This is a genomic window from Bacillus cereus group sp. BfR-BA-01524, assembly GCF_022662595.1.
Classification (GTDB): domain Bacteria; phylum Bacillota; class Bacilli; order Bacillales; family Bacillaceae_G; genus Bacillus_A; species Bacillus_A thuringiensis_S.
Genome location: NZ_JAKUDW010000008.1, coordinates 45,392 through 60,782, shown reverse-complemented (window position 1 = coordinate 60,782; position 15,391 = coordinate 45,392). Strand labels below are relative to the sequence as shown.

Here is a 15,391-nt window from a genome sequence, read left to right as displayed (position 1 = left end):
TACAAAAAGTATTGACATATCTTAAAAATGTATTTTCAAGATATAGTGGGGGAAAAGATGAGATTAGAAAAACAATTAATAAAAAAGGTGTATTATGAAACATTCCTAATGGAAAATGAAACAAAACCAACTCTTGACGTACTTGGACAAGCTTATGTAAACGAAGAAAAAAATGAGATTTCTGATGGGTCTTATATCCGTTTTGCACAAGGTGAATTTTATTATCGTCATCAAGATTTTGAAGCAGCTATTTTTAAATGGGAGAAGGTTAGTAATGAATTAGCACCATGGGCACAAAAAAATATTGCGGATGCTTATTTCGAACTTAATCAATTATCATTTGCTGAAAATATTTATACTTCCATTACTACTGATAATAAAATATTGATGACCGAAATTAGATTACAATTACTTTCTCTTTACATTGAGCAAAATAATTTTGACTCAGCTTTCGGTGTTATTAAAGAAGCAGTTTCTTTAAATCCTGATTATCCGAATGTCACAAAAATTGCCCGTTCCTTTTATGAGGAACAGCAAGATTTTGATAGTGCAGTAGAGCTTGCTGTGAATGAGTTAATTCGAATAGAATCGTATCCATGGTTTGAGGTGTTAAAAGGATATATCGATAAAGGGTTTACTAAACATATTTCACCAGACTATTTTTATGATGCATTAGCTACATTAAATAATGTAGATCAAGTACAATTTACACAAATGGTTTCATCACTTTGGAACAGTTATAAAGATGAACAAAATTATTTATTATGGCTTAATACAATAAATGAATTTTTCTTACATATTGAAATACATTCGTCCGATATATGGAACAAAGTTTCTGCTCTTTACGAAGAAACGTACTTTGCATTAATTCAAGGTCAATATACGCTTAGACAATTAAACGATATCATACCAAATCTGTTAGCAAATTGGTTAAAGGTAGTCAATCCATCTTATGCTGTATTTCCATCTGCAGCTGTATTGGCATGGGATGAGATTTTCCCTTCCAAAATAGATTCAGCAAATATAGAACATGCAGAAAACTTATTGTCACATTCTATTAATCATGTAAATGGCTTAGAGTACAGCTTACATCTTTTTGAATCTATTACACAATGGGCACAAAAACACAATATAGAAATAGGTCACCGATTTAAATGGCTAGTTGACGAGCTCGCAGATTTAAGAACAAATCGTATTTTAGTAACGGGAACTTCAGGAAACGGAAAAACTACATTTATTAACTCTATATTAGGAGAAAATATATTAGAAAAATCAATTTCAAATGTAGTAGTTTTAAAAAATGATGCTCATATAGAAATAAACGCCATAACAGACTCAGCAATTACAACAACGGAAGATGTCTCTGATTACCATAATATGATGTCCCAGCACCATCAAACATATAGAGATAGAGCATGTGTTGAATTTAAATTACCATGCAGATTTTTAAATGAAAATAAACTTACATTTGTAGTGACACCTGGCTTTAATAGGAATAACGACACTAGAGATGAGATATTCGAATATTTAAATTCTGTAGACGAATTACTGTTCGTATTGAATGCGGATTCACCTTTTACTGATAAAGAACGTGACATTCTATTAAGTATTCAAGAACATACGCCAAATTTACAAATTCATTTCTTATTAAATAAAATTGATAACATTTACAGTGAAGCAGAAGTAAAAAGGGTATTACATGATACGGCAGCGAGAATAAACACATATTTCCCACATGCGAGAATTTTCCCTTATTCTTCGTTATATACAAGTAGTCAACAATTAAATGATTTAACTGAGTTTATTCATTTTAACTTTAATCATAAACATATCGATGCAGAACGTACTGAAAAGTTATTATATTTCATTCGAAAAACAATTACATATCTTTTGGATAAACGTGTTGAGAAAGAAAACAATCTAGTGGATGCTATTAATTGGAATGAAGATATGCTAGTGAAACTAAACGGTAGCATTAATAACCTTACTGCATTTGAGAGGGAAAAAATTCATTTCATTACACAATCATATCGTTCAATGAAGACTGAAATTACGAATGATCTTACTGAAAATATCCCGAAGATATTAAAGAGTTGTTCTAATATAATTAGTGAAGAAAGTGATTTCGGGCACATGGATACGGAACTAAATAAAGCAATGAATGAAAGAGTGCATAAATATTTAGAACAAACTGTACTATCTAATCTTGCTCTTTCTATGCAAAATTGGATTGCAACTTCTAATAATGAGCTTCTTCAAAGCCAAACGTATTTAGAAGAACTTAGTGAAGGGCTTAATTCACTATTTGGAGAAAATAGAATACAGTTAGAATGTGACTTTAAAGTGCTTGATGACTGGCGCAGAGATACTGACAGGATGACGACTAGAATACAAATGGATGAAGTAAATATTTTACGTCGATTTACGCCAGCACAATTTTTACTGAAAAGTGCCGGTAAATTATTTGGAGTTCTTCCTAAAAATAAATCTATGCTATATAACAAATACAAACAGTATGTAGAAAATGAAGATTATACTGAGGTAACGGCTTCTATTATGAAGAAATTTTTCTTGCAATTTGAGCTGTTTGAAAACACACAAGAGCGAGATATTAATATATTCTTTAGGAATCCATTTAACTCCTTAAAGCAAGCTGTAGAAAACACGCATTTAGAAATACAAGAAAAACAAGAGATATTACATAAGATGAAATCAAATCCTGAAATCTATCATGATTCTATCATGCTCTTTGAATTGAGATTGCGTCAATGTGAAGTAATTTTAAATATAGGTAATGATAATACCTATACGGATGTAGCTTTAGAAACAAGCGTAGAATAAAAGTAAAAGGGAGCAACTGTAATAAGTTGCTCCTTTTTCATATATAGATTATTTTTCTGTTTCTTTAATTTTAGTTTGTACTTCGCCAGTTTTAATTTTATTGCTTTCTGAGAAGCGTAATAAATCGCCTTCAATAATTTTGTCAGACATTCGTAATTCATTTTGTGCACGTTTAATGAGGGCTTGAGCTTCTTTTTTTGGTAAATCTACAATTTCACCTGTTATACGGTCGTAGAAAGTGTTGTTTTTGTATGCATACTTATCTGTAATGAAGCTACCATCACGTAAAACAACAAAGCCAGTATATTCATCTGAAAACATATCATGGCCAAAACGAATATCATTCGTAGAATCAACACCTAATAAATTTAGAATAGTAGGTTTCATATCGATTTGTCCAGTAGGCTTTGAAATAGTTTGACCTTCTGTTTGTCCAGGAATATGAATATATAAAGGTGTACGTTGTAAATTTAAAGTATCAAATTCTGTTATTTGATCTTTTTCTAAAAACTGTGCCATTGCACGATTATGTTTTTCGGAAATACCATAATGATCACCGTATAACACAATAATAGAATCATCGTAAAGCCCCTCGGCCTTTAGACGTTCAATAAATTTTTTAATTGATTCGTCTAAGTAACGTGCTGTTACGATGTAACGATCAAATACGCCATTACCAGAGTTGTATGGTTCAATGAATTTTGTATCTTCATCATACGTAAATGGATAATGGTTTGTTAAAGTAAGGAAACGAGCATAGAATGGTTGATTAACAGTTTTTAATATATCTACTGATTGATCAAAGTATTCGATATCTTTTAATCCCCAATTTAAATTTGTTTCTGGTGTAATTTTGTAATCAAGCTCATTATAGTAACGATCATAACCAAGAGCAGAGTACATGATATTACGATTCCAAAATGTTGCGTTATTCGCATGGAATACAGAAGTGAAATAACCTTGCTGACGTAAAATTTCTGGAGTCGCAGTATAATCATTGTTACCGTGTGTGAAGAATACAGCCCCTCGATTTAATGGATACAACGACGTATCGATTAGAAATTCAGAATCGGATGTTTTCCCTTGACCAGTTTGATGGAAAAAGTTATCAAAGTAATAACTTTCATTTATGAATTCATTTAGGAATGGTGTAACTTCTTGCCCATTGACTGATGCGCCTATTAAGAAGGTTTGCAAGGATTCAAGAGTGACGACAATTACATTTTTTCCTTTCGCTGCACCAAACATATTAGGGTTTGGCTCGCTTTGGTTTGCTTTTACGTAGTTTTCAGTTTCTTGTAATTTACTACTATCAGCAAGCGCTTTTTGTGAACCGGCTTTTACTTGCAGTGTTAAGTCATATACTTGGTGAGTATATAGGCCTAAATTTTTGACAAGCATTACTCGGTCGAATGATCTCGTTAATAATTCAGGGCGCTCTTTTTCTGCAAGATGTAGATTCGCAAAGAATACACCAATTGTTAAAAGAAAGTATAACAAGCGTGTAGAATGAGTTACACGTTCTGTTTTAAAGACCAATGATTTCTTTTTTAATAAAATAAAGAAGAAAACAATGTCTACGAATGCGAGTATAATTTTGTAGTTTAATATTTCTATAATACTGCCGCCTAATTGTCCAAAGTTTGAGGTTTGTCCAAGTACTGGTAATGTAACGAAATCACTATAAAAATCATAGAACATTACATTTCCAACGAGTACGATTGTTAATAAGAAATTAATACATAGCGCTATATAATTTCGCTTTTCACCAGTTGCAAATAATGCTAATCCAACAAATGCTAATGATGCGGCTAGAGGACTAATAAACAAAATAAGCTCTTGCGTTGAAGACTCAATTTTTAAATCAAAACTGAATCGCGTAATAAGATATGTTTTTAACCATACTGCTAAAGCCATTATTATAACAAAGCTTATATTTTGCATTTGTAAATTTATTTTATTCTTCATTTTTACACCTTCTTTATACAATTTATTTAACTGAAGTTATATATTATGTTTTTATAACTATTAGAGTGTAATGAACCATTTAGACTCTATTTTCTAAAGGGAATAATTTGAAGTATTCATATACATACAATGGGGATTTTTAAAGCGTAGTAGCATAAATATAACTCTTTTTGAGAAACGGGCAGAACAAGTCATAGTTGTAGTGAAATTGACTTATAGACATCCTACCATATTAAACACTATGATGATGTTACAAAATATCGAACAAATGAAAGTGAAAATGGATAGAGACTTTTAAAACTGTTGACATTCAATTTATTAGAATTGAATGTCAATCGTTTTAAATATACAGTTATATTACATATGTATCTTGTAAAATCTCGACTTTTTGTCGGTTAATTATTAGCCGGGAAGAATAGGGGACTTATTAATATACTTTTACTATATATAAGTAAAGTATTTTGAAATTGAATATATTTGACTGACATCTTAATAATAGAAATTAAATGTCAGATAAGTACTTTCCAACATACAGACCACTTGCAGCTGCTTGAGATAATGAATGCGTAACGCCTGAACAATCTCCAATTAAAAATAGCCCATGTATACTAGTTTCAAAATGATTATTAATTTTTATCGTAGGAGCATAGAACTTTCCATCAATTCCATATAGTAAAGTATGCTGATCGATAGGCTCTTGTATAAATTGTTCTAAGCGTAATAAAAATTCTTTTAGCCCTTCAATATATAATTGAGGAATTTCTTGATTCAAATCTCCATAGTCCCCCTGTAGTGTAGGCTGTATACGATTATGTTCCATGCTGTTTTCCGCCGTAGGTTGTTTCTTTAGTAAGTCCTCTAAGCGCTGTATAACAATCCGATCTCGTCCTTGGTTAATGCCTTTAATAATTGAACTTGCGTATACATTTGCTTCTTTGAGAGTTGGAAAATAGCGAGGAATAAATAAAGTGAAATTTAAATTAGAAGTGCCAGTTCCTTGCTCTCGAAAATTTTGACCGTCAGGCATAACTAAACCTTCTTCGTACTTTCGAATGATGCGTCCTTTTGGATTCATACAGTAAGTAGTTGTTGTGAAATGCTCACCTTGATAAGAAAGTTTTGTTTCAAAAGTATCTTTTAATATAGAACGTAATTGATGTTCTTTCATTTCTACTCTAATTCCTAAATCTACACGTGTTTGCTCCTGAGAAATATTTAGAGAACTGCACATATCTTTTAACCAGTCAGCCCCTGAACGCCCAGTTGCAAATACTAGTTGCTTAGTTTGAGCTGTTCCTTGATTTGTCTCTATTGTAAAATGATCTTCCTGTTTCAGAATATGTTGTACATCTATATGAAATTGGATATTTATTTTCGTCAGTAAAAATTCATAGAGCTGCTGAAAAATGTTACTGGAAAGTGTAGTACCAAGATGTCTTACTTCTGTTGTTAGCATTTGTAAACCACACGCTTCAGCTCTCTTAGTGAGACTTGAATTTTCAGTAGAATATTTTGAGACAGAACTTCCACCAAACTGGCATAGAATTTCATCTACTTCAGCCATGAGTTGTATAAAACCCTCTTTACCGACTTTTTGCTCAAGTTCTCCGCCAAATCCGTTTGTATAATTAAATTTCCCTTCAGATTTTCCTAAACCACCAAACCCAAAATATTTATCACATGTAGTACAATTACACACTTTTCCTTCGTCTAAAGGACAATGGCGATCTTCTAGCGCTTTACCTTTATCAAGAATTAAAACTTTTTTGTTACTTTTAGCTAGTGAATAAGCCATAAAAATGCTACTTACTCCAGCGCCGATAATTGTAACATCATACATATTCTTTCACCTGCTAACGAATAGTTTGTTTTTTATTTTTCTAGTGTATAACAATTTTATGAAGGTAAGAAATAGCTTTTATTAATAAAGTGGGAGTTTTTGAACTTGATGCTTTATTAATTTCTCCGAGTGGTGGAGTAAATACAAAAATTTTTATTTGAAAGAAGAAATAGTTTAAAAATCACTATGTCATATGATTAATAACATCTTACATATAAAAAAACAGACCTTTTAAGTGAAGAGGCCTGTTAATGATTTTAAATCTTATTTAGCAAACACATGGTTACCAATTACTGCTACTGTTTGACGTGTCGTAATCCACTTGTCCGTTGATGTTTTTGGATTGTAGAAATAAATCCAGTCTGAATCTACTCCATTTGTGGAGATAGCCTCTTCTACAGCCATTTTTGCTTCTGGACTTGCAGGTTGATTAATTCTTCCATCTGTAACAGGAGTAAATGCATATCCGTATTTAATAGGTTCATAAATAACGCCTGTTATTGTATTTGGAAAACCTTTTGCATTTACACGATTTAGTATAACTTTTGCTACTGCTACTTTTCCTTTATAGGATTCGCCACCTGCTTCAGCGGTAACTAAGCGTGCCATTAAGTCTTTTTCTTTTTGTGAAATGCTTGAGTTGATTTTTAAATGTTGTCCTGTATAAAGCTTGTTTCCGACTGTATTGTTAATTTGTTTTATAGATTGGACAGTGACATTGTAACGCTTTGCTATCGTTTCTAATGAATCTCCCGGTTGTACTTGATAAATAATTTGTTCAGAAATGTTCGCAGGCTTGGCGTTTTGAGGAACAGTGATTTCATTTGATTTCACGGACTCTGGAATATGTAACTGTTCGCCAATAAAGGTTTTATCGTTTCCTTTATTATTAGCCTGTTTAATGGATTGTATTGAAACTCCGTATTGTTTACTAATGCCCCAAAGTGTATCGTTCTTTTTTACTGTATGAATGGTAGAAGCTTCAGCTGTACTTTGACTACATACGAATGTAATTGCGGCCGCAGATAAAGGAATTATATGTTTTATTTTTAGTAATTTCATTGTAAATCCTCCTAAGAAAAAATTAAGGTGAAACTATTAAGTAATGTAGTTTGAAATGTGTATATGCGTAATATATTAATGTAAGTATATTAGCACATATAAAATAAATAATCACTATAAGTTTCATATTCGTTGAGTGTAGAGTCAGAATATGAAATATTGCATATGAAAATACATTGAAGTTCATATTTCTGATTACTATAATCTATTTAGTAGAAAGGGAATACGTTATAGAAGAAATCATTATAGATTAATATAATGATTAATAATTATTAATAGGAGGATTGATGTAATGAAAATATTTCAAAAAATGTGTGCGTCAACTGTAATCATTACAACACTTTTAGGAACAGGAGGCACTATCAATAGTGTATATGCTGATTCTATAGAACAGCAGAGTAAATTAGGGATAGAACAAGAAACAGATAAGCAAATCATTGTAAAATTTAAAGCGGATTTGGATTTGCCATATGAAGATGGTATTGAAAAACAAATACAATCTCAAACGAATGATAAAGTAATAAAAGATCTTTTGACAGAATATCCAGATGTAACATTTACTCGTTTATTCACATCTGTAAGCCCGGAACAAATACAAAACCTTGAAGTGAAAGCACCTAATTATGTATCTACAAGTTTATTAAACTACTATATTCTTCAAAATCAAAATAGTGGGTATGAAGAAGAAATAGTAGATAAGTTAAAGGCATCTTCTTTAATAGAAGATGCGTATATGAAGAAACAAGAGAAAATAATGCCACCTGAAGTGCGATCATCAAGTGTAGCTCTTAATCCTAATAACAATCCTAGATTTAAAAAACAAGGTTATCTTGAAGCAGCCCCATACGGTATTAATGCGCCTTTCGCCTGGGGAATTCAAGGCGGTAATGGAAATGGTATCACTTTTGTTGATATGGAATACGGATGGCTATTAAATCATGAGGATTTATTACATCAAAATATTGAATTAATGTCTGGAAGAAATATAAATCAGCATGTCGGTCATGGGACGTCTGTACTAGGAATTGTATCTTCTGAGGACAATGAAGTCGGGAATATTGGGATTGCGCCAAAAGCGAAAGCAAAGGTTATCTCTCAAATAAGAGATAATGGACAGTATAATACGGCTGATGCAATATTAAGCGCTGTAAATCAGTTAGAAGCTGGGGATGTTTTATTATTAGAGGCGCAAGCATCCTTTGATGGATATGGTGATAAATATTTACCTGTTGAAGTACAACCAGATATTTTTGATGCAATTCGTGCTGGTACAGATAAGGGAATTGTAATTATAGAGGCTGGAGCAAATGGGTGGAATGATTTAGATCAGTTCAAAGATAGAAAGGGTAAGCAAGTTTTAAATCGTAATAGTAAAGATTTTAAAGATTCGGGTGCAATTATGGTAGGAGCTGGCTCTTCATCTTTCCCTCATGAACGTATGTGGTTTTCGAATTATGGAAGCCGTATTGATGTGTACGGATGGGGAGAAAATGTAGATACAACTACAGCCGAGCAAAGTAGAAGTGCTGTAAATCTTTATACTTCAAGCTTTAGCGGAACATCTAGTGCTTCGCCAATTATTGCTGGGGCAGCGACTTTAGTACAAAGCATTGCTAAAGAAAATTTAGGACAACCATATAGACCAAGTGAACTAAGAGCAATATTAAGCAACCAGAGCACAGGAACAAAATCTAAAAATCCATATGCAGATAAAATTGGTGTTTTACCAGATTTGAAGTCTATACTAGTAAACTTAGGTTATGAACAAAGAAAACCAAACGGTGGGAATGAGTTACAAGTAACAGAAAATGAACCAAACAATGAGCCTAGACAGGCAAATAAAGTTAACTTTCATACACCGGTGAAAGGAACGCTACATAATAGTGATAGAGTAGATGTATTTACTTTCCAAATTGACTCACCGGAAAATATTAATATTTCTCTACTAAATGAACAAAATATCGGAATGACATGGGTACTTCATCATGAATCAGATTTAAATAACTATGTAGCATATGGTGAAAATGAAGGAAATGTAGTTAAAGGAACTTATAATGCAAAGCCAGGGAAATATTATTTATACGTCTATAAATATGAGAATAAAGATGGTTCATATGTATTGAACATAAAATAAGCAAAAGGAACTTCAGATGAAGTTCCTTTAAATTTTTTCTAATTTAGTATATGTGAATGATTTTTTAACTTTACTTCTATGCAATATTTCATATTGATGAAATGTTATTTATTTTTTATGAACTAGCTTATATTATATTCAATAAGTTTGATGTAAAAACAGAAAAAGTGAGGGATAATAATGAGCAATAAGAAGTTAATTTTGAAATTATTCATATGTAGTACAATATTTATCACATTTGTATTTGCTTTACATGATAAGAGAGTAGTTGCAGCTAGCTCTGTTAATGAGCTTGAAAATTGGTCAAAATGGATGCAACCTATACCTGATAATATCCCGTTAGCACGAATTTCAATTCCAGGAACACACGATAGTGGGACGTTCAAGTTGCAAAATCCGATTAAGCAAGTGTGGGGAATGACGCAAGAATATGATTTTCGCTATCAAATGGACCATGGAGCTCGCATTTTTGATATAAGAGGACGTTTAACAGATGATAATACGATAGTTCTTCATCATGGGCCATTATATCTTTACGTAACACTGCATGAATTCATAAATGAAGCGAAACAATTTTTAAAAGATAACCCGAGTGAAACAATTATTATGTCTTTAAAAAAAGAGTATGAGGATATGAAAGGAGCAGAAGGTTCATTTATTAGTACGTTTGAAAAAAATTATTTTGTTGATCCTATCTTTTTAAAAACAGAAGGAAATATAAAACTTGGAGATGCTCGTGGGAAAATTGTACTACTAAAAAGATATAGTGGTAGTAATGAATCTGGAGGATATAATAATTTTTATTGGCCAGATAATGAGACGTTTACCACAACTGTAAACCAAAATGTAAATGTAACAGTACAAGATAAATATAAAGTGAATTATGATGAGAAAGTAAAATCTATTAAAGATACGATGGATGAAACGATGAACAATAGCGAGGATTTAAATCATCTATATATTAATTTTACAAGCTTGTCTTCTGGTGGTACAGCATGGAATAGTCCATATTACTACGCTTCTTATATAAATCCTGAAATTGCAAACGATATAAAACAAAAGAATCCTACAAGAGTAGGCTGGGTAATTCAAGACTACATAAATGAAAAGTGGTCACCATTATTGTATCAAGAAGTTATAAGAGCGAATAAGTCATTAATAAAAGAATAAAGATGATGAGAGTAAGAAGCGATAAAATATATCGCTTCTTTTTCTTTTCCAATAACCAACAATAGAAATTGTACTTTTATAATAGAAAAAAATAAAAACATAAGATATAATCATACATATAAAATTTGTACCTATAAATTTTATATATGTGAATGAATTTGATTTGTTGTAATGAAATGGAGGTATATACTATGAAGTTTCCACATGATTTTTTATTCGGAGCTGCTTCAGCTTCTTATCAAGTAGAAGGTGCATGGAATGAAGATGGAAAAGGTGTTACGAATTGGGACGAGTTTTCAAAAATTCCTGGCAAAACATACAATGGAACAAATGGTGATGTAGCTGTTGATCATTATCATCGATATAAGGAAGATGTTCGCTTAATGGCTGAGATGGGATTAGAATCGTATCGTTTTTCTATTTCTTGGGCGAGAATATTGCCGAATGGAGATGGAAAGGTAAATGAAAAAGGGATTGAATTTTATAACAACTTAATTGATGAATGTTTAAAATACGGGATTGTGCCGTTTGTCACTTTATATCATTGGGATTTACCATTACCGTTAGAAAAAGATGGTGGATGGACGAATAAAAGAACAGCAGAGGCTTTCGTAAAATATGCAGAAACTTGTTTTAAGGCATTTGGTGACAGAGTTAAGCATTGGATTACTTTTAATGAGACAGTAATGTTTTGTGGATTAGGTTATTTAAAAGGTGCACATCCACCAGGAATCCAAAATGATGTTCCAAAGTATTTTCAAGCGACTCATTATGTATTTTATGCACATGCGAAAACAGTTGCGGTGTACAAGCAGCTGAAACAATATGGTGAGATTGGGATTACACATGTTTTCTTACCTGCTTATAGTGTGGATGATCAAAAAGAAAATATACGAGCAGCAAATCATGCGAATGAATATGAAACGTATTGGTATTATGATCCAATTTTAAAAGGCGAGTATCCGTCTTATGTTGTACAACAATTAAAGGGAAAAGGATGGACTCCTAATTGGACGGTTGAAGAATTAGAAATCATTAAACAAAATGCAGAAGAAAATGATTTTATTGGCTTGAATTATTATCAACCAATACGAGTAGAAAGATACGATATGGATATAAAGAGTGAGGGACATTCTCGAGAAAACTCAACGCTTGCTCCAGGTAACCCTTCTTTTGATGGTTTTTATCGAACAGTTAAAATGGATGATAAAACATATACAAAATGGGGATGGGAAATATCTCCCGAAGGTTTCTTAGAGGGATTGCATATGTTGAAAGCGCGTTACGGTGACATAAAGATGTATGTAACGGAAAATGGACTTGGTGATGAAGATCCAATCATTGACGGAGAAATTGTAGATGTTCCGAGAATTAAATTTATTGAAGCGCATTTAAAAGTAATGAAGCGTGCAATTGAAGAGGGAATTAACTTAAAAGGTTATTATGCATGGTCAGTGATTGATCTTTTAAGTTGGTTAAATGGATATAAAAAGCAATATGGCTTTATTTTTGTCGATCATAATGATAACTTAAAACGTAAGAAGAAACTTTCGTTTCATTGGTATAAACGTGTGATCGAAACGAGAGGGGAAGAGTTATAACAGATAAAAGAGTATTTTAGGAGAAAGTGTATGAGTGCAAAGTATAAACAAATTGCAGATGTGTTAGAGCAAAACATTCGAGATGGGCTTTTTAATGAAACGAAAAAACTACCTACAGAAGAAGCGTTGATGAATCGATTTGAAGTAAGCCGTAATACGATACGTAAAGTAATTAGTCAGCTTGTGAATAGAGGTTATATTTTTCAAGTGCAAGGTAGTGGCATGTTTTTACGCGAAACTTCTGTAACAGATTACATTAATTTAGGAAGTTTACGTGGATTAACGAAAAATCTTGTTTCACAAAATATTGAAACGAAAGTGTTAGAGCTTGAAGTAATAGATGCGGACGAAGAGATAGCAAAGCGGATGCAATGCGAAACTGGAACTAGGTTGTATTTTTTGAAGCGCTTAAGAATTGTAGATGCTAAACCATTCTCTATTGAAATAAGTTATTTCAAAAAGGATATTATTCCATATTTGAACGAAGAAATAGCATTAAGCTCTGTATACAGTTATTTCATTGAAGATTTACGATTAAATATTGGTTTTGCTGATAAAGTTATTAGTTGTGAAAAAGTAAATAAAGAAAATGCACAGCTTTTAGAATTAAATGAAGGTGATCCGGCGCTTCTTATTGAAAATACAGTGTATCTTGTAAATGGAACAATTTTCGAGTTATCTCAGTCGATGTTTCATTATGAAAAGGCGAAACTTTTAAATCGAATTAATTTTAAATGAAAAATTATCGTGTAAAAAAGCAACTGGTCCTAAGTGATCAGTTGCTTTTTATTTTTGAAGTGGATGAGCAAAAAAACACGAAAGTGGTTGGTCCGCTTTTAGCAAACATCTATTATGATAAGAGAAGAAAGGTAGTATGTTATCAACGTTTTAAAGAGGAAGGTTTTTATGTAAGTTCTTTAATTAAAATAGATGGGTCTTAGAGAGGTGAAAAGACAATGAGTTTTGCAATTTCACTAGTCGTTATTATTGTAATTGTATCGCTATTTGGGACTGTACTAGTTGCAAGAAACGTGGAGGAGAATTACGGTAAGTCTACAAAAAGAAATGTGAAAAACTTATCTGCAATCTATATTCTTCTTCTTTTTGTTCTACTAGTTGGGGTAACATGGTATGCGGTAATGATTTGATAGTTTGTAAAAGAACTGGAAATGAGAGTATGAAGTTGGAATTTCAGAAGCTATTGAGTAATCAGAAAGAGAACCATTTTGGATATATCCATTTACGGATAAGAAAATGTGACTAATTAATACTATTTTTACGGTGAATACTGTTAGTAAAAAATGAGGATAGTTCGTTTTGAAAGGAGGGAACTAGATGGAATGGAAACCAAATCGTGCAGATAAGACACCTGTATATAAACAAATTGCTGATTATATTGAAAGAGGCATTTCTTCAGGTGAATTTCCTTCTGATAGTAAGTTACCTTCTGAGCGTATATTGGCAAAGGAATTAGAGGTGAACCGGAGTACAATAGTAGCTGCGTATGAAGAATTAAAATCACTTGGAGTAGTAGAACGGCAAAAGGGAAGCGGAACACGGGTTAATACAGACATATGGGGTCTCTCACATAAACGAATACCGAACTGGGGTAGGTACGTGGAGGATGGATCGTTCTTACCTAACGTACCACTCGTTCAACAAATTCGAACGGAAACACAAAAAGATGATTTAATTAATTTAGCGAGTGGTGAACTGTCACCAGAATTAATTCCGAGTGATAGATTTCGAACAATTTTGGCGGAGAAAACATTTATGGAAAATCTCGGCTATGACCATCCACTTGGAAATGAGATGTTGAGAAAAACAATTGCAGCACATGTTCAGCAATATAAACAAATTGAAGCAGATTCAAGCTCTATTCTTATTACGTCTGGAGCACAACAGGCGCTTAATCTTATCGTTCAATGTTTATTAAAACCTGGCGATGCGATTGCGATTGAAGATCCTTCATATTGTTTTTCACTTCCAATGTTTAAATCGGCCGGTTTAAACATATTTCATTTACCTGTTGATGAGCATGGAATGAATCCAGATGATTTAATCGATTTGCACAAAAAGCATCGTATTCGTATGGTCTTTTTGAATCCAGATTATCAAAATCCAACAGGTACTGTGCTTTCATTAGCGAGACGTAAAAAGATTTTAGAACTGTCTTCTGAGTTCGGTATACCAATTGTAGAAGATGATCCGTATAGTTTAATTTCTTTTAATGGAGAAGTGAACCCGACATTAAAATCAATGGACCAAAATGGAAATGTTCTTTATATAAGTTCATTATCAAAAATTGTTGCATCAGGATTACGTATTGGATGGATAATTGGTCCTACACGCGTAATTGAGCGTTTAGCAGATGCAAAGCAACAAATTGATTTTGGCCATAGTGTATTTACGCAGTGGGTAGCAAATCAATTTTTAGAATCAAAGGATTTTCATACACATATTACGATACTTCGTGGACAATTGAAGCAAAGAAGAGATGAATTAATTGCAGAGCTTGAAGGAACATTGGGAGACCGAGTTGAATGTTTCGTGCCAGAGGGTGGAATACATGTATGGTGTAAAGTGAAAGGAAAGTTTGATGAATATCACTTATTAGGTGAATCTATACGGAATGGTGTCGCATTTGTTCCGGGCAGTGTTTTAGGTTCGAAAAATGAATATATACGATTTACGTTTGGTAGAGCGAATATAGAACAAATTCAACTTGGAATTAAACGGTTTGCCGACACGCTAAATGAGATTTCATAATATGGA

At 32.4% G+C, this 15,391-nt stretch carries 10 protein-coding genes; 7 read left to right on the top strand and 3 right to left on the bottom strand.

The features are described 5' to 3' along the window. Window positions 1-57 precede the first annotated feature (57 nt). Entirely contained in the window at window positions 58-2,841 is a 2,784-nt protein-coding gene (locus MR170_RS04390) for a dynamin family protein (RefSeq protein WP_043936379.1), read from the top strand. 48 nt (window positions 2,842-2,889) lie between these two features. On the opposite strand, the gene MR170_RS04385 is transcribed toward MR170_RS04390, so the two are convergent. The 3 genes from MR170_RS04385 to MR170_RS04375 all read right to left on the bottom strand — a co-directional run bounded on the left by MR170_RS04385 (window position 2,890) and on the right by MR170_RS04375 (window position 7,711). Continuing rightward, window positions 2,890-4,809 (bottom strand): LTA synthase family protein, encoded by a 1,920-nt coding sequence (locus MR170_RS04385; protein ID WP_043936378.1) that lies wholly within the window; start codon window positions 4,807-4,809, stop codon window positions 2,890-2,892. A 502-nt stretch (window positions 4,810-5,311) separates the two neighbouring features. Next, window positions 5,312-6,649: an NAD(P)/FAD-dependent oxidoreductase gene (locus MR170_RS04380; RefSeq protein WP_242307358.1), complete on the bottom strand. Its 1,338-nt coding sequence runs from the start codon at window positions 6,647-6,649 to the stop codon at window positions 5,312-5,314. Between the two features lie 264 nt (window positions 6,650-6,913). Beyond that, window positions 6,914-7,711, bottom strand: a complete 798-nt coding sequence (locus tag MR170_RS04375) for a cell wall hydrolase (protein WP_242307357.1) — start codon at window positions 7,709-7,711, stop codon at window positions 6,914-6,916. A 292-nt stretch (window positions 7,712-8,003) separates the two neighbouring features. Between MR170_RS04375 and MR170_RS04370 the strand changes: the two genes are divergently transcribed. From MR170_RS04370 to pdxR, 6 genes are all read left to right on the top strand, one after another. Next, window positions 8,004-9,845 (top strand): S8 family peptidase, encoded by a 1,842-nt coding sequence (locus MR170_RS04370; protein WP_050844444.1) that lies wholly within the window; start codon window positions 8,004-8,006, stop codon window positions 9,843-9,845. 180 nt (window positions 9,846-10,025) lie between these two features. Next, complete coding sequence (plcA, locus tag MR170_RS04365) at window positions 10,026-11,015, top strand: phosphatidylinositol diacylglycerol-lyase (protein ID WP_029443097.1); 990 nt, start codon at window positions 10,026-10,028, stop codon at window positions 11,013-11,015. Between the two features lie 191 nt (window positions 11,016-11,206). After that, window positions 11,207-12,616, top strand: a complete 1,410-nt coding sequence (locus MR170_RS04360) for a glycoside hydrolase family 1 protein (protein ID WP_242307356.1) — start codon at window positions 11,207-11,209, stop codon at window positions 12,614-12,616. A 30-nt stretch (window positions 12,617-12,646) separates the two neighbouring features. Further along, window positions 12,647-13,354, top strand: coding sequence for a GntR family transcriptional regulator (locus MR170_RS04355; RefSeq protein WP_016080562.1), 708 nt, complete (start codon window positions 12,647-12,649; stop codon window positions 13,352-13,354). A 218-nt stretch (window positions 13,355-13,572) separates the two neighbouring features. After that, the gene (locus MR170_RS04350) at window positions 13,573-13,764 is read left to right on the top strand and encodes a hypothetical protein (protein WP_000006459.1); all 192 of its coding nucleotides are present in this window, start codon (window positions 13,573-13,575) and stop codon (window positions 13,762-13,764) included. Window positions 13,765-13,951: 187 nt separating this feature from the next. Continuing rightward, entirely contained in the window at window positions 13,952-15,385 is a 1,434-nt protein-coding gene (gene pdxR, locus MR170_RS04345) for a MocR-like pyridoxine biosynthesis transcription factor PdxR (protein WP_242307355.1), read from the top strand. Window positions 15,386-15,391: the final 6 nt, after the last annotated feature.

Coding starts and splice junctions, on each gene's coding strand:
- MR170_RS04390 (WP_043936379.1), top strand. CDS start 58: ATGAGATTAGAAAAACAATTAATAAAAAAGGTGTATTATGAAACATTC.
- MR170_RS04385 (WP_043936378.1), bottom strand. CDS start 4,809: ATGAAGAATAAAATAAATTTACAAATGCAAAATATAAGCTTTGTTATA.
- MR170_RS04380 (WP_242307358.1), bottom strand. CDS start 6,649: ATGTATGATGTTACAATTATCGGCGCTGGAGTAAGTAGCATTTTTATG.
- MR170_RS04375 (WP_242307357.1), bottom strand. CDS start 7,711: ATGAAATTACTAAAAATAAAACATATAATTCCTTTATCTGCGGCCGCA.
- MR170_RS04370 (WP_050844444.1), top strand. CDS start 8,004: ATGAAAATATTTCAAAAAATGTGTGCGTCAACTGTAATCATTACAACA.
- plcA (WP_029443097.1), top strand. CDS start 10,026: ATGAGCAATAAGAAGTTAATTTTGAAATTATTCATATGTAGTACAATA.
- MR170_RS04360 (WP_242307356.1), top strand. CDS start 11,207: ATGAAGTTTCCACATGATTTTTTATTCGGAGCTGCTTCAGCTTCTTAT.
- MR170_RS04355 (WP_016080562.1), top strand. CDS start 12,647: ATGAGTGCAAAGTATAAACAAATTGCAGATGTGTTAGAGCAAAACATT.
- MR170_RS04350 (WP_000006459.1), top strand. CDS start 13,573: ATGAGTTTTGCAATTTCACTAGTCGTTATTATTGTAATTGTATCGCTA.
- pdxR (WP_242307355.1), top strand. CDS start 13,952: ATGGAATGGAAACCAAATCGTGCAGATAAGACACCTGTATATAAACAA.